The sequence below is a fragment of the Bdellovibrionales bacterium genome (genome assembly GCA_041662785.1).
In the GTDB taxonomy this organism is placed as follows: Bacteria; Pseudomonadota; Alphaproteobacteria; order UBA9219; family UBA9219; genus UBA8914.
In genome coordinates, this window is sequence record JBAZRW010000005.1 from 1 (window position 1) to 21,043 (window position 21,043).

General features: G+C 51.9%; 32 protein-coding genes and 1 tRNA gene. 11 read left to right on the top strand and 22 right to left on the bottom strand.

The genetic code is table 11. From position 1 onward, the window contains the following. Positions 1–201 precede the first annotated feature (201 nt). From kdsA to WC612_05185, 6 genes are all read right to left on the bottom strand, one after another. Positions 202–1,053 (bottom strand): 3-deoxy-8-phosphooctulonate synthase, encoded by an 852-nt coding sequence (gene kdsA, locus WC612_05160; protein MFA6280160.1) that lies wholly within the window; start codon positions 1,051–1,053, stop codon positions 202–204. Continuing rightward, on the bottom strand, positions 1,046–1,804 hold the full coding sequence (gene pssA, locus WC612_05165; protein MFA6280161.1) for a CDP-diacylglycerol--serine O-phosphatidyltransferase: 759 nt from the start codon (positions 1,802–1,804) through the stop codon (positions 1,046–1,048). Before pssA ends, kdsA begins: the two co-directional genes overlap by 8 nt. A 25-nt stretch (positions 1,805–1,829) precedes the next feature. After that, positions 1,830–2,534: a phosphatidylserine decarboxylase gene (locus WC612_05170; protein MFA6280162.1), complete on the bottom strand. Its 705-nt coding sequence runs from the start codon at positions 2,532–2,534 to the stop codon at positions 1,830–1,832. Positions 2,535–2,632: 98 nt separating this feature from the next. Then, positions 2,633–3,094 carry a hypothetical protein gene (locus WC612_05175; protein ID MFA6280163.1) on the bottom strand — a complete coding sequence of 154 codons (462 nt, stop codon included), beginning with the start codon at positions 3,092–3,094 and terminating at the stop codon, positions 2,633–2,635. A 23-nt stretch (positions 3,095–3,117) separates the two neighbouring features. Beyond that, a complete protein-coding gene (locus WC612_05180; protein MFA6280164.1) occupies positions 3,118–3,477 on the bottom strand; it encodes a hypothetical protein in 360 nt (119 codons plus the stop codon). Positions 3,478–3,602: 125 nt separating this feature from the next. Then, positions 3,603–4,025, bottom strand: a complete 423-nt coding sequence (locus WC612_05185) for a hypothetical protein (GenBank protein MFA6280165.1) — start codon at positions 4,023–4,025, stop codon at positions 3,603–3,605. A gap of 290 nt (positions 4,026–4,315) precedes the next feature. Here WC612_05185 and WC612_05190 point away from each other — a divergent pair, with 290 nt between their 5' ends. Continuing rightward, on the top strand, positions 4,316–4,738 hold the full coding sequence (locus tag WC612_05190) for a hypothetical protein (GenBank protein ID MFA6280166.1): 423 nt from the start codon (positions 4,316–4,318) through the stop codon (positions 4,736–4,738). A gap of 70 nt (positions 4,739–4,808) precedes the next feature. Further along, entirely contained in the window at positions 4,809–5,393 is a 585-nt protein-coding gene (locus WC612_05195) for a TIGR00730 family Rossman fold protein (protein MFA6280167.1), read from the top strand. A gap of 18 nt (positions 5,394–5,411) precedes the next feature. On the opposite strand, the gene WC612_05200 is transcribed toward WC612_05195, so the two are convergent. The 4 genes from WC612_05200 to WC612_05215 form a co-directional block, all read right to left on the bottom strand. Further along, positions 5,412–6,365: an acetyl-CoA carboxylase carboxyltransferase subunit alpha gene (locus WC612_05200; GenBank protein MFA6280168.1), complete on the bottom strand. Its 954-nt coding sequence runs from the start codon at positions 6,363–6,365 to the stop codon at positions 5,412–5,414. Positions 6,366–6,445: 80 nt separating this feature from the next. After that, positions 6,446–6,889 carry a GNAT family N-acetyltransferase gene (locus WC612_05205; GenBank protein ID MFA6280169.1) on the bottom strand — a complete coding sequence of 148 codons (444 nt, stop codon included), beginning with the start codon at positions 6,887–6,889 and terminating at the stop codon, positions 6,446–6,448. Between the two features lies 1 nt (position 6,890). Then, positions 6,891–7,553 (bottom strand): tRNA (adenosine(37)-N6)-threonylcarbamoyltransferase complex dimerization subunit type 1 TsaB, encoded by a 663-nt coding sequence (gene tsaB / locus WC612_05210; GenBank protein MFA6280170.1) that lies wholly within the window; start codon positions 7,551–7,553, stop codon positions 6,891–6,893. Next, positions 7,550–8,431: a DUF1849 family protein gene (locus tag WC612_05215; protein ID MFA6280171.1), complete on the bottom strand. Its 882-nt coding sequence runs from the start codon at positions 8,429–8,431 to the stop codon at positions 7,550–7,552. Before WC612_05215 ends, tsaB begins: the two co-directional genes overlap by 4 nt. A 236-nt stretch (positions 8,432–8,667) precedes the next feature. On the opposite strand from WC612_05215, the gene WC612_05220 reads away from it, so the two are divergent. Further along, a complete protein-coding gene (locus WC612_05220) occupies positions 8,668–9,318 on the top strand; it encodes a GGDEF domain-containing protein (GenBank protein MFA6280172.1) in 651 nt (216 codons plus the stop codon). A gap of 12 nt (positions 9,319–9,330) precedes the next feature. On the opposite strand, the gene WC612_05225 is transcribed toward WC612_05220, so the two are convergent. The 7 genes from WC612_05225 to WC612_05255 form a co-directional block, all read right to left on the bottom strand. Then, on the bottom strand, positions 9,331–9,945 hold the full coding sequence (locus WC612_05225) for an exopolysaccharide biosynthesis protein (protein ID MFA6280173.1): 615 nt from the start codon (positions 9,943–9,945) through the stop codon (positions 9,331–9,333). A 9-nt stretch (positions 9,946–9,954) separates the two neighbouring features. Further along, positions 9,955–10,467: a hypothetical protein gene (locus WC612_05230; protein MFA6280174.1), complete on the bottom strand. Its 513-nt coding sequence runs from the start codon at positions 10,465–10,467 to the stop codon at positions 9,955–9,957. Beyond that, complete coding sequence (locus tag WC612_05235; protein MFA6280175.1) at positions 10,467–11,024, bottom strand: ATP synthase F0 subunit B; 558 nt, start codon at positions 11,022–11,024, stop codon at positions 10,467–10,469. The genes WC612_05230 and WC612_05235 overlap by 1 nt, the downstream gene beginning before the upstream one ends. A gap of 36 nt (positions 11,025–11,060) precedes the next feature. After that, positions 11,061–11,291 carry a hypothetical protein gene (locus WC612_05240; protein ID MFA6280176.1) on the bottom strand — a complete coding sequence of 77 codons (231 nt, stop codon included), beginning with the start codon at positions 11,289–11,291 and terminating at the stop codon, positions 11,061–11,063. Positions 11,292–11,347: 56 nt separating this feature from the next. Continuing rightward, entirely contained in the window at positions 11,348–12,100 is a 753-nt protein-coding gene (locus tag WC612_05245) for a F0F1 ATP synthase subunit A (GenBank protein MFA6280177.1), read from the bottom strand. Between the two features lie 11 nt (positions 12,101–12,111). Next, positions 12,112–12,438, bottom strand: a complete 327-nt coding sequence (locus WC612_05250; protein MFA6280178.1) for an AtpZ/AtpI family protein — start codon at positions 12,436–12,438, stop codon at positions 12,112–12,114. Between the two features lie 141 nt (positions 12,439–12,579). Further along, on the bottom strand, positions 12,580–13,350 hold the full coding sequence (locus WC612_05255) for a PhoH family protein (protein MFA6280179.1): 771 nt from the start codon (positions 13,348–13,350) through the stop codon (positions 12,580–12,582). Positions 13,351–13,568: 218 nt separating this feature from the next. On the opposite strand from WC612_05255, the gene ykgO reads away from it, so the two are divergent. Next, positions 13,569–13,694: a type B 50S ribosomal protein L36 gene (gene ykgO / locus WC612_05260; GenBank protein ID MFA6280180.1), complete on the top strand. Its 126-nt coding sequence runs from the start codon at positions 13,569–13,571 to the stop codon at positions 13,692–13,694. 75 nt (positions 13,695–13,769) lie between these two features. On the opposite strand, the gene pyk is transcribed toward ykgO, so the two are convergent. Next, complete coding sequence (pyk, locus tag WC612_05265) at positions 13,770–15,224, bottom strand: pyruvate kinase (protein MFA6280181.1); 1,455 nt, start codon at positions 15,222–15,224, stop codon at positions 13,770–13,772. Between the two features lie 15 nt (positions 15,225–15,239). Further along, a complete protein-coding gene (locus WC612_05270; GenBank protein MFA6280182.1) occupies positions 15,240–15,659 on the bottom strand; it encodes a hypothetical protein in 420 nt (139 codons plus the stop codon). 114 nt (positions 15,660–15,773) lie between these two features. On the opposite strand from WC612_05270, the gene WC612_05275 reads away from it, so the two are divergent. From WC612_05275 to WC612_05305, 7 genes are all read left to right on the top strand, one after another. Then, positions 15,774–15,849 (top strand) — tRNA-Thr (locus WC612_05275). 51 nt (positions 15,850–15,900) lie between these two features. Next, on the top strand, positions 15,901–16,926 hold the full coding sequence (locus WC612_05280) for a YdbH domain-containing protein (protein ID MFA6280183.1): 1,026 nt from the start codon (positions 15,901–15,903) through the stop codon (positions 16,924–16,926). After that, positions 16,913–17,107, top strand: coding sequence for a YnbE family lipoprotein (locus WC612_05285; protein MFA6280184.1), 195 nt, complete (start codon positions 16,913–16,915; stop codon positions 17,105–17,107). Before WC612_05280 ends, WC612_05285 begins: the two co-directional genes overlap by 14 nt. Before the next feature lie 12 nt (positions 17,108–17,119). After that, the gene (locus tag WC612_05290) at positions 17,120–17,446 is read left to right on the top strand and encodes a YdbL family protein (protein MFA6280185.1); all 327 of its coding nucleotides are present in this window, start codon (positions 17,120–17,122) and stop codon (positions 17,444–17,446) included. 151 nt (positions 17,447–17,597) lie between these two features. Further along, positions 17,598–17,873 (top strand): hypothetical protein, encoded by a 276-nt coding sequence (locus WC612_05295; protein ID MFA6280186.1) that lies wholly within the window; start codon positions 17,598–17,600, stop codon positions 17,871–17,873. A gap of 215 nt (positions 17,874–18,088) precedes the next feature. Continuing rightward, entirely contained in the window at positions 18,089–18,280 is a 192-nt protein-coding gene (locus WC612_05300; GenBank protein MFA6280187.1) for a Thivi_2564 family membrane protein, read from the top strand. An 81-nt stretch (positions 18,281–18,361) separates the two neighbouring features. Further along, positions 18,362–18,988 (top strand): cell wall hydrolase, encoded by a 627-nt coding sequence (locus WC612_05305; GenBank protein ID MFA6280188.1) that lies wholly within the window; start codon positions 18,362–18,364, stop codon positions 18,986–18,988. Positions 18,989–19,388: 400 nt separating this feature from the next. Here the strand turns inward: WC612_05305 and WC612_05310 are convergent, their stop codons facing one another. The 3 genes from WC612_05310 to WC612_05320 all read right to left on the bottom strand — a co-directional run bounded on the left by WC612_05310 (position 19,389) and on the right by WC612_05320 (position 20,889). Further along, positions 19,389–20,000, bottom strand: a complete 612-nt coding sequence (locus tag WC612_05310) for a Fic family protein (GenBank protein MFA6280189.1) — start codon at positions 19,998–20,000, stop codon at positions 19,389–19,391. Beyond that, positions 19,963–20,157 (bottom strand): antitoxin VbhA family protein, encoded by a 195-nt coding sequence (locus WC612_05315; protein MFA6280190.1) that lies wholly within the window; start codon positions 20,155–20,157, stop codon positions 19,963–19,965. Before WC612_05315 ends, WC612_05310 begins: the two co-directional genes overlap by 38 nt. A 93-nt stretch (positions 20,158–20,250) precedes the next feature. Continuing rightward, the gene (locus WC612_05320; protein MFA6280191.1) at positions 20,251–20,889 is read right to left on the bottom strand and encodes a hypothetical protein; all 639 of its coding nucleotides are present in this window, start codon (positions 20,887–20,889) and stop codon (positions 20,251–20,253) included. Positions 20,890–21,043 lie beyond the last annotated feature (154 nt).

Below are 21,043 nucleotides of genomic sequence, written 5' to 3' on the forward strand. Positions count from 1 at the left end.
TCGATAGATCGAAAAACATCCACACTTCGGACAGTTTTTGTTGTGACACCTTCAAAAACTCCCTTTTCCTCAAATCTATCATAAACTTATACGAAATCTACCCACACCTTTTTGATCATTATGCCGCCGTTTGCATTTTCTGCACCATGAGGCAATAGAACACCGCCCGGAATCAACATCACGCTCATACCCCTTCTCCTTTTAAGTGTTTTTACCACTTTGCTTAGCAAGGGCATCAAAGGCAAGAAGATTTTCGATCAGCGCGGGGAAATCCTTAAACGCCACCATATTGGGGCCATCCGAGGGCGCATGATCGGGATCGGGATGCGTTTCGATAAAGACTGCCGCCACACCCACGGCCACCGCCGCACGCGCCAGAGCCGAGACAAAGCGGCGCTCGCCGCCGCTGCACTCGCCCTTGCCACCGGGTTGTTGCACCGAATGGGTCGCATCGAAAACGACGGGATAGCCCGTCTCGGCCATGATCGGCAGGCTGCGCATATCGGACACAAGTGTGTTGTAGCCAAAGCTCACGCCGCGCTCACACAGCATCAGGCGCTCATTGCCCGTAGAGGCAATCTTGGCGGCCACGTTCTTCATATCCCATGGCGCAAGAAACTGGCCCTTCTTCACGTTGATCGCGCGGCCTGTCTGCCCTGCGGCCAAAAGCAAATCCGTTTGACGACATAAGAAGGCAGGGATTTGCAGAACGTCCACGGCCTCGGCCACCCGAGCAACTTGCGCGATTTCATGAATATCGGTCAGAACGGGCAGCCCAGACGTCTCACGCACTTCGGCAAAAATCGGCAAGGATTCATCAAGTCCAATCCCGCGTTGCGTATTGATCGAGCTTCGGTTCGCCTTATCAAACGATGTTTTATAGATCATGCCGACATCGTACTTGCGGCCCAGCTCTGCAATCGCGGCGCTCATCTCCAGCGCTTGTTGGCGCGATTCCATCTGGCACGGCCCCGCGATAAACGTCAGCTTGCGATCATTCGCAATCGTCATCGAGCCGCCCTTGGGCAAAGCAATGTCAACAGATTTAGGCATGGAAGGCTCCTTCGCTTTCTTTTTTGGCGCGTGCGCGGTAGCTCAACCACCCCACGGGAATCATCACGAAATAGAGGGCTGACATCACCGACAGCGTCACCCACGTGTTGGTAAACAGGCCCGCAACAAGGAGGCAGACAGCCGCCATAATCGGCGCGACAAGAACGCGGGGCACGCGCCTTCCCTTCATCGCAAGGGTGGGAAGGCGGCTTACCATCAAGCCACCCGCAAGGATCATCCACACAGCAAGCAGCGCGGGCGCGGGGCGCATCGCCTCGCCGAACTCGTTGAACAAGAACAAGGGCAAAAGAACAAGCCCTGCCCCCGCCGGAGCCGGAACGCCCGTAAAATAGCCCTTTGTCCATTTGGGCGCGGTAAGGTCCTCTAGCATCGTGTTAAACCGCGCAAGGCGAAGGGCCGAGCAAGCGGCAAAGACCAGCGCCGCCGTCCATCCAAACGCGCCACCGCCCGATGACAGATTCCACAGATACAAAACAAGCGCAGGCGCAACGCCAAAGCTGGTTAGGTCGGCAAGCGAGTCAAGCTCGGCCCCAAACTTGGAGGTTGTGCCCAGCATCCGCGCCACGCGACCATCCAGAATATCGAAGACAGAGGCGATCACAATGGCCAGTGCGGCAATGTCCCACCGCTCTTGCATCGCAAAACGAACCGCCGTCAGCCCCCCAAAGAAGGACACCATCGTGAGCATGTTGGGCAAAAGACGCGATAAAGGATATTCTTTCATGGTCATAAACCCTTTTTTGTTGACCTTAAAATTAGCGCACTTCGCCAACGCGACGAGGCTCCTCGCTTGTCATATCGGCCAGAATCGTCTCGCCACCCAAAACGCGCTGTCCCACGCAAACGAGCGGTTTGATGCCCATAGGCAAATAAACATCTGTGCGGCTGCCAAAGCGGATCAATCCAAAGCGCTCGCCCGCCTGCAACTTTTGCGATGGAACAACACTGCACAAAATGCGCCGCGCGATAAGCCCCGCGATTTGCACAACACCCATTTTTTGTCCAGCATAGGGATGCTCGCCACTCATGGTGATCGCCAGCGCGTTGCGCTCGTTATCGACGCTCGCCTTATCCAGCGAGGCATTCACGAACTTGCCCGCACGGTAGCCAATATAGGCCACCTCGCCATCGACAGGCGAGCGGTTCACATGCACATCGAACACGTTGAGAAAAATACTGATGCGCGTGCGCGGTTCCTCACCAAGGCCCAAATCCGCTTCAGGCACGACGTCAGCAATCAGGCACACACGCCCGTCTGCAGGGCTGACGACAAGGCCAGAACGCACAGGCGTCACGCGGGCAGGATCGCGGAAGAAATAGACAACCCAGCCCAAAAGAATAAGGCCGACCATCAAGGTCACACCCCCAAAAAGGGATAAGAAAACAGCTATAAGCGCAGCGATGCCGATAAAAGGCCAACCCGCCGGATGAATAAAAGATAGAAAGCCGTTGTTTTTCATAGAAATCCCCTAGCTGTTAGAAGCGGCATAGACTAGCAGAATTCGGACTTGTTTGAAAAGGACTGAAATGGAAGAAAAAACACAAGATTCCGAATCGCCTAACGAGCAAGGACTTTTGCCGGAACAATTCCTCCGCCCCAACGCGCAGGATGGACGGCATAAAAACGCTCAAGCCCAAAGTCACGGATTATTTCCTGCTTGCGGCGTTCTTGGACGGGGGTAAGGACAGGAAGATCACCAGCAGAAGTCACAAGGGCACGCTCGGTTTGATAAAAGCGCAACCTATCCACAAAATCCTGCCACGCCGGTGCAGGCGTGACCATTTCTTGTTCGGCGCGACGGAAGGTCATGGAAAGCTCGCTCAGACAGGCAAGGTTGTAGGCTTCGTCGGGATGCACGTCGTTATACATCTGCCGAACAGCCTTCATATCCATTTTATTGAAAACCTCGATAGATGGATTGGCAACCAACGTTGGCAGTTCATAACGCCGAAACACTTTACTTTTCGATGCGCCGCAAATCGCTGTTGCGACTTCACGGAACGGCAGACCGGCAAACAACTTTGATACGCCACCCCAAACAGTTATGTAAGAAGCATTAAGAATTTCTTTGAGAATATAGGGTTTAGATGGCCATCAACAAAAGGCGCATAAACGGCTTCAAAATAAGGGAACAGATTCTTTGTCTCAAGCCACGTCCCAGCTCGCGTATGATTAATACGCGTTCCGCGCAGACGCAAAGCCATGCCTTCGGAACGGGTGTTGTTATCAGCAAAGTGGTGGCCTTTATAATCAACGTTCAATTCTTGATAAACTTTATCCCATGACCCTGAATAGATAATGCCAAGCGGCAAATGCGCCATGGCACGGGCAAGACCTGCGCGAAGAACAATCCTGACAACGCGGTCACGATAGGCGGCTGCAAAAAGGCCAGCTTTCGGCATCGTACGCTCCTGCTTTAAAAAGAAGTGACGATTAACCGAGAGCCGCTGCTCTGATAAGCTGCCTAATCCTAATATGATACTGCCCTTCGACCTCTAAAGGCATAAAACGAAGATCGGTGCGAATATCATTCGTCTATTTCTGGGTCAGGATGTCCATCGAAGAAAGGGATGACGTCCTTAATATCCCATTTGCCTGTAGCATCGATAAGACCGGCAACATCCTTCGTGCCCAAAAGATCACCTATTGGAAAATCTTTCCTTAGCTTCATAACGCCATAATGACCGATTGTGGCATACTCTTTGCCTTCAAACTTTGTCGGATCAGAAAGAGAGTCGACATAATATAATTGTCCGTCAGGGTTTCCTTTTTCGCGCACGATCATGCCGCGTCCGCCATACTCCATGATTGAGGCATGTTCTTTGTCTCTACAAGTGCTCAGGCACTCGTATTTGCGCTCTTTTTTGTTGACGGGCACTTTGTCAATCCATTGCTTTGCCAATGTGACAACGTGGCTAAGGCCATTGGCAATGTTAATTTTCCTGCTCATGATACATCCCCTTTCAATACCTTGTCAAAATGCTTTCATCTTTTGTTAACTAATGACGATGGCCTTCTCAGCTAAAGCCTAGCAAAAGAACGTAAACGAACCGTAACGAAGCGCGGATTTAGGTCGTAAAATTATTAAAATTCCCCTCCCAATTTTAAAGACCTGTTAAAGTTTATTGCTTAAAATGCCATGACACCTCATCTTTTTGGTCACAGTCCCTCACAATGTCCAGCCTTGACCCCTCCACCGCATATGGTCGCCCTCTTGCCTCATTGGGGGTCTTGTCCTCTATGACGGAGTCTAACGATTCGAATTCGAAAAAATGCGTATCGCTTATTGCCGATACAGACCAATTTATTCGACAAGTCATTGTCCCTCACGTCAGCAATCTAAGTTTTGAAGTCGATGGCGTCCTATATAACGCTCGTCATGTTCCGAACGGCGCAACCGCGCAGCTTGTTATTTGGGGCACGCTGGGGTTCTTGCCCTACTCCGTGACATCGGTGGAAAAAAGGGAGAATCTTATTACCCTTTTAGAAGGCACACGCGCCCTGCCCGTCGTGACTTTTGGCATTGATCGCGAAATGAAGATTATCGTCAGCGGAACCTACACCATTCCTACCCCGCCAACACCGACCTATCTTTTTCATCCCCTCACGCAGTTTTTGCAGGAATCAAGGGCTTTTACCCGTCTTATTGGCTCTTTTCTATAATTCTGGTGACGACCTGTTAAGAAATGACAGGCTATAATGTCCATTGGAAAACCCCAAGCAGGACAAGACATTGACCATAGAATCCGTTTGCGTTTACTGCGGTTCGTCGAACCACGTTGACGCTGTTTACAAAGAAGCCGCCCATGCTATTGGAACGGCCTTGGCCCAAAACAACCTGCGCCTTATTTACGGTGGAGGGCATGTCGGCCTTATGGGGATCATCGCCGATTCCGTCTTGGCCTCTGGCGGCGAAGTCACGGGCATCATCCCCGAACATATCCGCGCCCATGAAATGCAGCATACCGGCCTGACGGAACTCATCGTCGTTGATGACATGCACACACGCAAGAACATGATGGCCGAGAAAGCCGATGCTTTTGTTGTTTTACCCGGTGGCTTTGGCACACTGGATGAAGCGTTTGAGATTCTGACATGGAAACAATTGGGGCTTCACACCAAGCCCGTCGTGTTTTTTGACGTCAATGGTTTCTGGCAGCCTGCTTTTCAACTCATCAATCATCTGGTGGACAAAAAATTCGCCATGCCTGACAACCTGCTTATTTTTAAGCCCGTGACAACGGTCGAAGCCATGCTTGAGGCGCTTAACACCCCCGCGACCTTTAGCTGTAATCCCGAAGAAAAGTGGGGACGGTAGAACCGTCCTAGACTCGGCTCAGCTCAGTCCCTTTTGCCCCATCGCCAGAAACTTGGCATGGCGGCGCTCTAGTAGCGTTTTCCCATCATAGCCCATCAGGACGCTCATCTCATGCGCGATGGCCTTGCTCACGGCATCAAAAACGACTTGAGGCTGGCGATGCGCGCCGCCCAAAGGCTCGGGGATAATCTGGTCAATCACGCCAAGCTGCAATAAATCCTGCGCCGTCAGACGCAGGGCGGCGGCAGCTTCGCCCGCCTGATCGCGGCTGCGCCACAAAATCGACGCACACCCTTCGGGAGAAATAACAGAGTAAATAGCATGCTCCATCATCATCACATGGTCGCCCGCCGCAATGGCAATCGCGCCGCCTGATCCGCCCTCACCGATCACAACCGTGATCAAGGGAACCTCAACACTAAGGCAAACCTCAATGGAACGAGCAATCGCCTCGGCCTGCCCCCGTGCCTCGGCCTCAACGCCCGGAAAAGCGCCTGCCGTATCCACAAAGGTCACAATCGGCAAGTTGAACCGCTCGGCAAGATGCATAAGGCGCTGAGCCTTACGATAACCTTCCGGCTTGGCCATGCCAAAGTTGTGACGGATGCGGCTTTCCGTATCGTGTCCGCGTTCCTGTCCAATGATCACGCAGGCCTGCCCCGCGATGCGGCCAAGACCGCCGATGATCGCCTGATCCTCGGCAAAAGCGCGGTCGCCCGCCAGCGCGGTAAAATCGGTCACCATCGCGCCAATATAGTCAAGGCAATGGGGTCTGTCGGGATGCCGCGCCACCTGCACCTTTTGTGCAGGGGTCAAGCGTCCATAGAGGCCGCGCAGCTGCTTTTCGACCTTGGTTTGAAGGCGAGCAACCTCATCGACAATATTCACTTGGCCGTCATCCGACAGATGGCGAAGCTCTTCGATCTTGGCTTCCATCTCTGCGACAGGTTTTTCAAACTCTAGCACTTGCATCAAAACCAACCTTGCTGTTACTGAAACTTCCTTGAACCTACCACGGTCACGCACTTAAAGGCAAATAAGAGAATGGAGCCCTATCCATTTAAAACAAAAGAATAATTAATGGCATCGACCGCTTTCCCTTGCCGCTGGTAATAGCGCGGACGGAAGCCAAAGGGCATAAACCCCGCGCCCTCATAAAGACGGCGCGCCGCCATATTATCACAAGCCACATCCAGAAAAACCATGCCCACCGCTTGCGCAGCCAGAATATGGCCTATCATCTGCCGCCCCAACCCCGCCCGCCGATGGGAAGGATGAACGCCGATGGTTAGAATTTCCGTTTCATCCCCGCTTGTCTGGACAAGGTAAAAAGCGACCATCGTCTCCCCCTCAAACCAGCCATGCCCCTTCGTTGTGGGCAGGGAAAGGCTTCCCTTAATCTGCTCTTCGCTCCACGCTTCCTCGCCAAAGCAAAGGGCGTCCAGCGCTGCAAGCACCGGAACATCCCCGTCAACTAGAGCGCGAGAATTCCCCATATCAAACCGTCCCCTCACACCGTTTGACCGTCACATCGGGGGGCCGCAGATAAAAGGGACGCGGCAAAAAGGCGGGATCACCCTCGCCCGCTTCTGCGGCCAATCGGGCGCAGGTGATAGCCTCAACCTCACTGCTGCGCGGCAGAAAGCGCGAAGCTTCCACGCCCGCCCCCGCTAACGCAAGAGCGCCATCGCCCGCAATCATCAAGGAACGGTCGTGAGCCAGTTTAGCGGCAATCTCATCAGCGGTCAGTAACGCTGGCTCTAGCGGCAACGCATTAGCCGGATAAAGGCAGCAATACAATTCGCGCCGACGCGATTCCAAAACAACCAACAGGGCCTTTGAAAAAGTTTTATTCTGTTCCCTGTAAAGCGCGAAGCGATCTACGCCCAGAACCGGCTTACCCGCCGCAAAGCCAATCCCTTGCGCTGTTGCAAGGCCTATCCTAAGCCCCGTAAAACTGCCCGGCCCACGCGTCACGGCGATGCGGTCAAGGTCGGCATAGGTTATGCCCGCCTGCGTCATGACCGTCTGAACCATCGGTATCAGCCGCGCATCCTGCCCACGCTCCATCTCTTCGATGGCTTGCGCGGCCACGGCTCCATCGTGCCATAGGCACACGCTGCACAAGGCGCTGGCACAATCGAGGGATAGAATTCTCATTGCGCCGCTGCCCCACTGGGACATGTATAAGCGGGGTAAGATTCCAGCTTCACCAAAGAGCCTTCGATGGTAAAATCAGCATAGTCAATGCTGATCGATCGGGCGATGCCGTTGGGCTGCATGAGCATTGCCATTTCATAGTCCGGCTCACTGTCCGGCCTATCCGGTTTATAAAAAGCGAGGCGCATGGGCCAAGCCTGCTCCGTCAACAAAGGATTGCCCTTAAGCTCGGCCACGATGGTCGCCTCATCCCTACGCTCAAGGCGCGGGCCAATAAAGGCGCTGATATCAACAATGCCTTCCACATCCGCCCCATCAAAAACGCGCTGGGAGAACATCTTCTCGCCCGCCTGCGCCTTTTGTAAAATCATCAACGTGTGCGCAGCGGGAAAAACAACATCCCCGTTAATCGCAATATCCTTTTTATCCATCGGCACAGAATAATGCGCGACACCCTTTCTTTTTTCGTCTAGCTTGACGCGCCCCCGAAAGGCCTCATCCTCCTCACCGCCGACCAAGCGCTTAACCTGAAACTCAAACGAGCGTCCGTCTTTAGACTCCCATGTTGCGGCGGGACTAACGATGTCAGAGGCCTCTCCCTCGGCATAAGAAATATGCAGTTGCATCGTCTGCTGGACGGCCCATCCATCGCAGGTGTCTTGCCAATCAAACGCCATCATGCCGTCAATAGCCGCGACACCGTTGCTCGCCTTGGTTTTTCCAAGCCTCATCTTATACAGCGCCTTATGCGGCACAACAGAAGGAGCCACAACAGACGCCAAAGGCGCAACCGCCCCCGCGCCAGCCTTCTCCTGCGCAACGCAGGGAACAGCCAACGAAAGCCAAAAAGCGATCAAGAAAAGAAACCGTGTCATCATGGGGGCACAGCCTATCACGATTATCAGGGGCGCATATATGAAGAAAATAAGACGCGGGCGGCAAAAAATGCCTGCAGCCTTCGTATCTTGCGCGCCATAAGGCTGATCCGCACCGCAAAGGCATTGCGCCGTATCGGCAATGTTTCTTTTATAATCATCGCGTTAGTTGATCACCCCTCTGTTTGGCCTGAGTTTTGCACAGCCTGTGGATAAGACATAACCAATGGAGATTTTCGATGAGAACCCTGTCAACAGCCACACAAAGAACTCTTCGCCCCTCTATCCCCCTCACCTTTCCCACAAAGCTGCAACCAGCCCTTGTGCCAACGGCATCAATCGATATTGAGGAAGCCCTCCTCTTGATCCAAACGCAGCAAGAGCGCATTCGCCAGCTTGAAACGCTTGCCATGACGGATGAGTTGACGGGCCTTATGAACCGACGCGCCTTAATGATGGCTCTGCGGCGCGAGCTATCCGCCGCGCGACGCAATAAAAAGAATGTCGGTTTGCTGATCCTGATCGATCTGGATGGCTTCAAACAAATCAACGATCTTCATGGTCATCCTATTGGCGATGTCTATCTGCAAACGGCGGCTTCCGTTCTCCTTACCGAGGTGCGCAGCACGGATTATGTCGCACGGCTGGGCGGCGATGAGTTCGCCGTTTTGCTAACGCAACTGACCCCCCGCGATGCGGCGCAGCGTCTTGACCTTTTGGAAAAAGCGTTCAACAAACGCGTGATGCACCACCGCGAACACAGTCTGCCGCTCTGTGGCAGCTTTGGCTTTGCGCTTGTTTGCGAAACAGAGTCGGCAGAGTCGCTGATGATCGCCGCGGACATGAAGCTCTACAGCAGCAAGGCGCGGCGGAAAATGGGCATGGCCTAAAAAAAGCGCGTCCTACCCCACAAGGTGCTGGGCCATTTGCCCAAGGGACTCATAGAGGTGGAAGCTCCATAACGTGGCCGCGTAAGCGATAGCAATAAAAACGCCATCGCGTTGCAGCAACCCAATCGTCAAAAAAACCATGCCAAGGCTGGGCGGCAAATTGATAAACGGAACGGGGATCGCCACCATTAACGCCAAGCATAGCGCCACCAGAGAATGCACGCGCATCATAAGGCTCGACGTCAAAAAACAAAGGCGCGGTTTAATTCTCGGCTCAATCTTTTCAAGGCCCACGACGGCCAGATGAAGCCCACGGCGCAAAAGGGTTGAGCGAATCTTACGCAGGCGGACAAAGGCAGGAAAGATTGGGGCGCGCTGTCCCAAAAGCATTTGCACCGACAAGATGACCATCGGAAGTCCGAAGACAATCGAAAGGCCGGGCAACATAAAAATAAAAATGTTCAGACAGGCAAGGATAAGCAGCAGAAAAATAAAACCATGCACACCAAGAAAAGACAGAAGGCGCGCAACCGTCATATCCTCCCCCTCAGGCAAGGTCTGTTCAAGATGACGGACAAGGGAGGAAACGGTATCTGGCTTAGATGTCGTTTCGTCGGGTTCTTCCATAAAAAGGCCCTAGGCTGTCTTGGCTATTTTTAAAGAGGGTAAATCCTCAATGATTTTGTCAAGAAGCGCCGATGTCTCCGCCCCGCCAGCCATGGTGTTCAGCTTGCCGCGCGCTTCGCTTAACGCTTCGTCAATGATATAGGCGCGCACCTCGGCCAGAGCATCCTCATGTGCCAAACGAATACGGTCAACAACAATTTTCTCGTGACGCTCTAACATCAAACGCAAATCATCCTGAGCCTCGCTCCGCAACCGATTGGCGTCTTCGCGCGCTTGTTCGACAATACGTTCAGCCTCCATCACGGCATCGCGCTCACGGCTTCTGTAATCCTGAAGGGTCGCTTCAGCTTCGGCATGAAGCCGCTTGGCTTCGTCAAGATCAAAGCGAACCTTGGCAATCTCGCCATCAAGCCAACTAAGAAGAGGCCCGCGGATCGATTTCATGGCAACAGCCAAGAACGCGACAACCGCCACAGCGTACCAGAATGTTGTGTTATTGAGAAAGGATGATGTTTCGTGCATTACGCCCTCCCTTTATCGGGCGATGGACTGATTCCAGCCTCCATCAGCTTGGTCACAACCAAATGGACAAGATCATTGATATGCTCCTGTGTTTCTTTCAGCGCTTCTTGTTTGGCCTGCGCGATGTTTTCTTGGGCCACAATCATGCGATGGCGAAGCTCTTGCTCCAGCTGATCGCTTTGAGCCGCCGCCTCATGCGAGGCGGCCACAACGATGGCGCTAACTGTATCTTGAGCCTTGCGGCGAGCGTCATGAATATCCTCTTCATACGCCCTGACAACCTCGGCAGCTTGCTCACTCACCAAACGCGCGGCTTCCAAATCGATGGTCAAAAGACGCTTTCTTTTGTCAATCGTCTTACGAATACCCGGAATGCCAAAGACCGTCATCAGCACAAAAAGAACAAGAAAAGACGACACCATCCAAAAAAGCACACCGGGATAAAGCGCGACGTCCAGTTGCGGCAAGGTCTTAGACCCTTGCTCTTCGGCTATAGCCGGAGAAGCCCATACAAGAAGACCCCATAAGGCCGCAACAGGAACGTCAATACGCTTCATAATCGTACTTTTCTATCAGATGTTTCGCGGGACGCCTTAAACGACAAAAATCAACAAAGCCGCGACAACGAAGCTCATCAGCAAAACAAGCTCGGTACCGGCAAAACCGATAAAGCCTACCATACGCAACTTGGCATCAGCCGAAGGATTGCGGGCGATGGCACTCAGCCACGATGAAAACACCGTGGAAATACCGTAACCAGCGCCGATACCGCCGCCCAGCATCGTAAGACCAACACCGATGTATTTCAGATCAGAACCTTCCATAACGAACTCCTTTAACTGACTTGGGTTTAGGATTAGACGAAATCTCAGTTACCTGCTTAATGCATCTCTAGCGCATCACGCAAATAAACCGAACTTAAAACCGTGAAAATGTAGGCTTGAAGAAGCGCGACAAACACTTCAAAGCCCACAATAGCCACGTTCAAGAGCAAGGGCAAGACACCAACGCTTGCAACCCAACCGGAGGTCGCAATAGCCGCCGTCATGCCTGCAAAAACTTTAAGTAGAATATGACCCGCCAACATGTTGGCAAAAAGACGAAGGGAGAGGCTGAAGGGTCTGATAAAGAAAGACACCATCTCAATCGGAAAAATAACAGGGGCTAAAAACCCAGGAACGCCCGATGGTAAAAAGACATGGAGGAAGTGAAACCCATGTTTGACAAAACCCGTAGTCAAAACAACGGCAATCACAGCAAGCGCCAGACAAAGGTTGGCTACAAGTTGACTCGTTACCGTATAAAAGCCAGGCACAAGCCCCAGAATGTTACTCATCGCGATAAACAGGAAGATCGTGAAAAGGAACGGCAGGAAAGGCCTGCCTTTCGGCCCCGCGCTTTCCAGCAAAATGCCATCGACCATATTATAAATCATTTCGACCAAAACCTGCCAGCGACCAGGAATGACATTACGGCGCATCATCGGCAAAAGCACAAGCAGCGTGCCGCAAACAACGGCCAGCACAGCGCCTAAAGAAAAATTAGTGAATGTAATCGCGTGGCCGCCCAACTCAAAAAGCGGCGCGGTCAGATCATGAACCTCAAACTGTTCAATAGGCGAATGCATACCCATACGTAAAACCCCTATTCCTTGCGTCCTTCATCGTCGTCTGTCTTCTTAGACAAAAAGCGAAGGATCGTCCAGAACCCAAAAACAAAACCAACAACCAAAAGCGCGAGCATCAACCAAGGCGCCGTATCCAAGCGTCGATCCAAATACCACCCCAAAGCCCCCGACAAAACGATCCCAGCGACAAAGTCCGATCCGACCCGTATCATCTGCGCCGCTTGGGTGTGAGCCTTCGCCCCTTCAGAGACCCTCCCGCTTTGCATGGGATTCGCCACCTTTTGCGCCTGATCAATCCGCTTAGCCAAGGATTCTAGCCTGCCGCGATCACTATCGTTGACCATAGACCTAATCCTTCACGAACGGAGAAATCCGCCGCAAAGTAGGAGGCCTGACCGCCTAAGTCAAGCGGGCATTATAAGGGTCCCCGCATCATAGGGCCATCACCGTCCAGCGGTGTGATTTCTATGCGAATCTTGCTGCTTTTATAACACCCGCAGCATACTGGCGACAAGCGGGTGACGAACGATATCTTGATCCGTTAGTTGGACGACGGAAACGCCCTCGACAACGGATAATTTCTGCGCGATGTCGGCCAAGCCCGAAAGCCCGCCCAAAAGGTCGCTTTGGTCGGGATCGCCCGTTAAAACCATTGTGGAATGCCATCCAAGGCGCGTGAGGAGCATCTTAATCTGCACATAAGTGCAGTTTTGAGCCTCATCAATCACCACAAAGGCATTGTTAAGGGTGCGCCCCCGCATAAAGCCGATAGGCGCGATTTCGATAATTCCATCCATAAGGGATTGTTTAAGCTTCTTAACGCCAAGCCTGTCATTCAAGGCATCATACAGGGGCCTAAGGTAAGGAGCCATCTTCTCCTGCAAATCGCCTGGTAAAAAGCCCAAATGCTCGCCCGATTCGACGGCGGGGCGGGAGAGAATGATTCGATCTACCTTCCCCGTCTCAAGCGCCTCAACCGCTGCGCTGATCGCCAGATAGGTCTTGCCCGTTCCGGCAGGCCCAACAGCCACCACAAGGTTATCCTTAGCCATAGCCTCAATCAAAGCCGCCTGATGCTCGTTTTGGGGGCGCACCTTACGCACATATTTCTGTTCGCGGCGGCTGGTGATGGGACTGCCGATGGGATCCCAGCCCTCTTGCTCGGCACGAGCAAACTCAGGAATATCGCGCCGCTCGCGCCCGCTTCTTTCATGACGGAATTCTTTTTCTTCCTGACGCGAACGCCGTTTGGTCATAAAGCCTCCCTTCTATGTGTGGCTCAACGCCATAATTTAAAAAGAGAAAAAACGATTCGCACGCCAAGCTATGTTCAGGCCGCTTCGGTTAACAACTCCCTAAAACCCTATGGTTAATGCCCCTTTGGATACGATTTAAAAAGCCCTTCTTGACAAGCTAGCCGCAAAACCTTAGGTTGCGCGCTCTTTAGATATTCTTTTGCTATAGGATCAAGACCATGAAAGTCACCAACTCTCTTAAAGCCCTTAAAAAGCGCGATGCCGCCTGTAAAGTCGTGAAGCGCAAAGGCCGCGTTTATGTTATCAACAAAGTGAACCCACGCTATAAGGCGCGTCAGGGATAATTTTTCTGATAAGACGATTCAAAAAGGCGCGGATTCCGCGCCTTTTTTTGTTGTTCCAACAGATTCCAATTGAGCCTACCCCTGCCCCGCTTCATCGATCACGGCGATACGCAGCACGTTCGTCGTGCCGGACGTGCCAAAGGGAACGCCAGCGGTGATGACCACGCGATCATACAGCTTGGCAAGGCCATCCCCGCGCACGATTTTAACCGCCGTGCTGATAACCTCGGTAAGGCCCGTCACCTCAGGCGTATGGGCGGCATGAACGCCATAGGAAAGAACCAACCGCCGCGCCGTCGCCAACTGTGAGGTCAGCCCCAAAATAGGCACGTTAGGCCGCTCACGCGCAGCGCGCAATGTTGTCGATCCCGAAGTCGTAAAAGTAACAATCGCGACAGCGCCAATCGTCTCGGCCACTTGCCGCGCCGCTGCCGTGATCGCATCGGCCCCCGTGCTGAGTAAACCCACCTTCCCCATCAACAAGCCATCCTGCTCTATCGCATCGGCCTGCGTATGTTGAATGATCCGATCCATGATCATGACCGCCTCAAGCGGGTATTGCCCGCTGGCCGTTTCCGCCGACAACATCACGGCATCCGCGCCGTCATAGACGGCGGTGGCCACATCGGACGCTTCCGCCCGCGTCGGGGTTGGCGCAGTGATCATAGACTCCAGCATTTGCGTCGCGACAATCACGGGCTTACCGAACTTGCGCGCTTCACGAATGATGCGCTTTTGCGTGCGCGGCACGTCCTCAGGCGGCATTTCAACGCCCAAATCGCCACGCGCCACCATCACGCCATCGGCACGTTCTAAAATCGGGATCAAGCTTTGAATAGCCATGGGCTTTTCCAGCTTGGCCAGAATGGCCGCGCGATTGCCAATCAGCTGCCGCGCTTCCATCACGTCTTCCGGCCTTTGCACAAAGGATAAAGCAATCCAGTCCGCGCCCAAATCCAAGGCAATCTCTAAATCGCGGCGATCCTTTTCCGTCAAAACAGAGGCCGGAATAACCGAATCCGGCACATTGACGCCCTTGCGGTCAGAGAGCTTGTCTCCCACTTCGACAATCGTTTGGACATACCCCTCACCCGCTTCTGTCACGCGCAAGCGAACCTTGCCATCGTCCAGCAAAAGAATGCTGCCATCCTTTAGCGCCGTAAAAATCTCGGGATGAGGCATCTGCACGCGCGTTTCATCACCCGCCGTCGCGTCCAGATCCAGCCGGAACGCCTGCCCCGCCTTAATGGCGATAGAACCGTCCTTAAAGACCCCAAGGCGATGCTTGGGCCCTTGCAAATCCGCCAGCACTGCGATGGGACGGCCAACCTCGGCCTCGACCGCGCGGATGGCGTCCATGCGCGCCTTATGATCCGCCGCCGTGCCATGACTAAAGTTCAAGCGAAAGACATCGGCTCCCGCGTCATACAAAGCGCGGATCATTTCCTTGGTGGACGAGGTTGGCCCCAAGGTCGCGACGATTTTCGTTTGGCGCAAACGGTGACGAAGCAAAGGCGGGGGCGTGGTCATAGATTAATTCCCTTTTCAGTAACAAAAAAAGTGGCAAGCGGAAGGCTCGATCACCTTACCCCCGCATTGCGTAAAGCAGGTGTCATATACAGCCTGACATTCGTGGCGACACTCTTCGGCAACGCAGCGCTCAGGCCTTTCAAAGTCACGCGGGCGAAGCTCCACAGGCTGCTTGGTCTTGAACTGTTCAACCGTATAGGCCTCATAGTCCTTAATCGCTTGCGCTTGCATAACGTTCGTGCAGCCGCGTTCCTTGAGACCACACGACTCATGGCAGTGATCCTGCGCCTCACGGCACTGAAAAGAGCAAAGCCGCCCCCCTGGATTCGCCGGAAGCGTATAACGGGTGGGCAGTTTTCCACTCCCCTCTCCCCCGCCGGAACAGGCCGACAGCAAAAGGATCAAGGATAAATAAAAGGATAGGCGCAAACGCATGGTTAATTCATACGGCTTCTTGAAAGTGAAGACAAGAGCTTAAAGGAGGGATGACAAGACCAAAAAGGTGATGTATGTAGGTCTCCATGACGCGCAAGCAGCGTCCATCCCAAGGCCCCTATAGCTCAGCTGGTAGAGCAACTGATTTGTAATCAGTAGGTCACGTGTTCGAATCATGTTGGGGGCACCATAACTTAAAACTAAGCCTCACCTTGGCCATAATTCCCGATTATGATGCGTTATGGTTGGTTTTTCCCAAAAAACAAAGATTGGTTTTGCGGCACTGGCGCTTAGCGTGTTTGTCATCATTGTCGCGGTGGTGTTGTCATGGCGGCCTTTGCTTGAGACCCAAATAAAGAACGCGCTTGAAGAGCGCGGTTTTGAAAATGTTCAACTGACGCTTTCAAATGAAGAGCAGGACAGCCTTTCTTTTAAAGACGTGCAGCTTGGTGCGCCCGTGCCGCTTAGCGCAGAAAACATAACCGTAACCTATGCGCCGCTTGATCTTCTCGCGGGAAAAACGGGGACATGGCAGGTCAAGAACCTTCAAATTAGAAACGACGCTTTCCCCCTCCCCGCTTTGAATGGCAAGGGAACGATTTTTGCGCAATCAGACCATGTGGCGATTCAAGGCCAGTTCGAAAGCGCTGATCACGCCTATAAGCTTCGTTTTCAAACGGATTATTCTTTCCGCGATCCCAATAAGCGAGAGCTTACGATCCTTTCCGCCGTGATGCCGTGGAACGGTGGGACGGTAGCAACACAAAACGTGAAAATCCTGCTTGAAGACCGACAAGTTTTGGACGTGAAACTGAATCTTGAGCGCGTTTCGGCGGATGCACTTTTGAAACAATTGACGGGCCAGAAAGCCTCCGCCACGGGCACAATCTCTGGCACGCTTCCCGTAACCATCGACAAAGACGGAACCATCGCCGTTCATGAAGGCACTTTGCAGGCACAAGAGCCCGGCATCATAACCCTGTCGCCCGATGTTATCCCAGGCGACAATCCACAGGTTGATTTTGTGCGCAACGTGATGAAAGACCTTCACTACACGCTTTTTTCCGTGCGTCTGGATAGTGATAAAAACAACAGGCTTTCGGTACTGATGACGCTCCATGGAAACAATCCCGCCGTTCAAAACGGTCGAGCCGTCGAATTAAATGTGCATTTGACCGGCGATATGCTAAATTTCGTGCAGCAAAATCTTATCTGGCTATCTGATCCCCAAAAACTTCTGGAGCGAGGCCAAAATGAAAACAAGTAGATTGATAATAGCCCTCCCGTTCTTGCTGGCGACCATAATCGCCTGTACGCCAACCGTTCAGCTGCAAGCGCCGGACAAACCGATTGAGATCAACCTGAACGTCAATATCGAGCAGCATATCAAAGTCGAGATCCAAAAAGATGTGCAACAAGCCATCGCCAAGAACCCAAACGTCTTTTAACAGGAGGCTCCCATGAAATCACGCCTTGCAACTTTACTTATCCTTCTTGGCCTTCTGACGGCCACGCCCGCGCTCGCGCTTGATCTACACAGCGCCCGCTCCACCGGTTTGGTGGGCGAGAAAGCGGACGGCTACGCGCAGGCCTTAAAAGCCACGCCGGAGGTCCAAGCCCTTGTGGCCGATGTCAACGCCAAACGGCAGCAGGAATATGCCCGCATCTCTAAGGAAAACGGCCAACCCACCAGCGTGGTGGCAAAGCTGGCGGCGCAGCAAATTATCACCAACCTCGGCGCCGGAGCCTCCTACCAAACCCCCAGCGGCGAGTGGAAGAAGAAGTAAAGCGAAGACCCAACGAAAAGCCTTTCACTGTTTTCTAAGCAGGCCTTACGTTTTCCTTAGCTAAGGCGCCACACACCATATTGTATATTTATAAGGCGACGACCAAAATAAAGGTTGAATGCATAGACAACACAACATTTTGGAGACGACAATGAAAACAGCTTTAAAAATAGGCAGCATGGCGATGGCCTCTTTCATCCTCTTCGGCTGTATGCACGATGAAGTTTCATCACTGCCCCCCGGAAAATATCAGCAAAGCTCACGCTCTACAGATTCAGTGGGAACGGAAAGGTCTGTGAACAGCACGACCGACGTTTATTATGACGAAGACGGAAACAAAAAAGCGACCATTGATAAAACGACAAGCACAGATCCAGAGGGCTTGTTTAACAAAAGCACCACTGAAACACACACAACAGTAAGATAAGTCACCCATATAAGATTTTGTTTTTGAATCTTTCGATTACATCGAACTCAACCGAGAGGGAGACCCCATATGAGAAGAGCTGTTATTCTATGGCTGATTGGCATCCCCATTCCCATAATCATTCTCCTCGCCCTATTCTGGCGGTAAGTCATCTGATTAACGGCAAAAGGCCACTGATATTTTCGTCCTAGGACAAAGCAATATAGGGGGTTCACATGTCTTTAGTAAACGTAGCGATTACATTAATCGTGGTTGGTGTGCTGTTAGGCCTTGTCAACTTCTATATTCCGATGGATGAAAAGATCAAAAAAATCCTGAATGGCGTGGTCGTCATTGTTGTAGTGATTTGGTTACTGCAGACGTTCGGATTGCTGGGCTCGATTAATGGCCTTCATATCGGTAAGTGATGTTGATCAGTGCGCGCTTCTGATAGGCCATAGCACATTGTTGTATTAATTGCTGTCCTTCAACATATGGGAGGTCTGATTATGCGCCGAATAAGAGCTCTAGCAATCTGCTTTGCGACACTTTTTCTTTTGAGCCAACCGGCTTTCGCTGACCACACACAGATGTCAGAAACCGCTCAGGGCAAGGCGAAAGTACTCGAGAAGGAAATCGTGGACGAGGGCAACAAGGCGGCTCCCGCTTCGCCATCCGAGAAAATCACGCGGTCTGAGGCACAAGGGGTCGACCATGACGGTGAAAAGTCTTTGAATGATGCAATCACCTGCCTTTCGCGCACTATCTACTGGGAGGCAAGAGGCGAGCAAGTTGCCAGTATGGAGGCGATCGCCAATGTCGTGATGAACAGGCTAGGCCATGACGGCTTTCCAAACACGATTTGTGGTGTCGTTAAACAGGGTCAGGAACAGGGCGCTTGCCAGTTCTCATGGTGGTGTGATGGCCGTTCAGATGATGCAGAGGAGGAGGCGCCTTACGCGATAGCCAAAGAAATAGCCCGAAAGGCACTCAACCGGCAACTCACAGATCAAACCAAAGGCGCGACATATTTCCATCATAAAAAAGTAAACCCGAGTTGGTCTAAGAAATACATCAAGACAGCCGAAATTGGCGAATTTGCCTTCTATAAACCGCATGGCGGCAAAGCAAAATAAGCAGGATGATCCACCCATATAATGCTTTAAAGCCTTGTTGCCGTGCCGGACAGGATAAACCTGGGCACTGGGAAGTATCCATTCCTATTCGTTGAGGATGAACAAATTCTTTCCTGTTTCTATGGCTTAATTCTGACTTATGGCGATAGGGCATCACCTTTATGTGCCGCCAATGCCTTTTTGAAAAAAGATTTTGCGTCCTTATTCGATTGGTAAAGATCATCACTGCAAGGCAACCCTTCAACCTCTTGTGCATATCCTGTCGTCGCCGTTCGAGAGCCGCGCCCGACGTTTTTCCTCTTCCACAAAGGCAAAAACGGACTATCCGCAAGGACTGGGGTTGCCGTAGCCTCACGCTGTCTCTTGCCAGCGCTTGCGCGGGACAAACGCCCCTTCATTGTCAATTATTGGAATCTTTTATATTGGCGCGAAGATATGCTGCAAACTTTGTGCAATCACCTTTAAAAGACTCAATGCTCGCCTGAATCATGGCGGCTTGGTCAATGTTGCCCCACTCAATCACATAGCCATTCTTTTGTGCGAGTTGACAGATAAACTCTCGCTGGACGCGTCCATTGCCTTCGCGGAAAGGGTGTAGGGCGTTGAGTTCACCCAAGTAAAAGGCTGCGCGTTCGCTGAAATCTTCCTTCGATAATCCGGATAAATGTTTTTCTTCCGCCAACTTGTTGAACAGAGTTGTCGCGGCAACATGAATATGTGCATGATGCGCAAAGAAGTTGCTGCCTTTTGAAATGTCGATGTCTCGCGGCTGGCCTGCCCACTCATACAAATCTCTGAACAGATAATGATGAATAGCCAGCAGATGATCAAAATCAAAATCGCCCTTTAAAGGCGTTTTGCCAAGTTCATAGGAACGCGCGGTGGCAAAATCTGCCTCGGCTTTTTCGAGCTCTTCTTCCAGTACGATACCAAGACGGTTTTTGAGAACGCCTGTTTCAGAATCAATATAATGATCAGCGTTGGAGTACTTCGACGTGTGCATAGCGGGCATACAGCTCGTTGATAACGATAGAAAGCGGAATTTCACCGTTGGCAACACGGGTGAGGTCGGTTTCGGTTTTAGAGGACACGGACAATCCCTCAAGGCGCTGCTGTGCAAGCGCGTGATTAAGAACCCTTTTGTTTTCCAGCATTTCGAAATCTGTCACTTGTCCCCCCTTATATCTGGGATTATAGCAGAGTACCCACAATCATACCAGAATGGTGTGCCGGACAGGGTGAGCTGGGGACTGTAAAGTGGATCAGAACCATGCTTTGGATGAAAGCAAGACGTCCTTATTCATTGTTGCGTTCTCAATAATTAACTTTTCGCATTCCTGAGGTAACGACTCATTTGTGCTATTATAGGGAGGATCCCCTGGTTTCCAGTCGACACTATCTTTAACGTCAGTTTTAGACGCTTTTTGGTGTCGTCCCAAACTTGTTACTAGAAAATATTCGTTAATTTCTGGTTTTGGACAGACCTTATCGCGGCATCCCGAGACGCTAAGTGTAATGTTGTCTTCTTTCCAATTGTGAACCCAAGGAAAAAATGCTTCTAAAAAATTTGGCTTTTTCATCGAGGTAATTAATAAAATATTAGGCGAGCTCAACATAGCATCACACGTATATAAGGCGCTGCCTTCAGTTGTGATTATAATTGCTTTGCTACCAATAGCAGGCGGCCAAGGACCTGTTTGGTCACGAATCAGTCCGTAATGTGTCAGCACAGCATAGTGTCTTAATGGCAAAGAGTTTTGTCTCTTAGGACGAGAGTTGACAATACGTACTCTAAATTCAGGGGGGCCGAAATTAAGTTCAATAAGCGCGTAGTCAACAATATAATATACCGCAATGATAGCAAAAATTACTAACATCGTTTTTGAGTGAACGGTATTCATGGATACATATCTCCTAAACTTGAAAAGCCCGCACTCAGATTCATACCAGAATGGCGTGCCGGACAGGATTTGAACGCTAGCACATGGATAACGACCATCGCCATCAGCGAAAAAAAAGGCGGCGGTAAATAATCAGTCCCCACCTCTCTCCTCC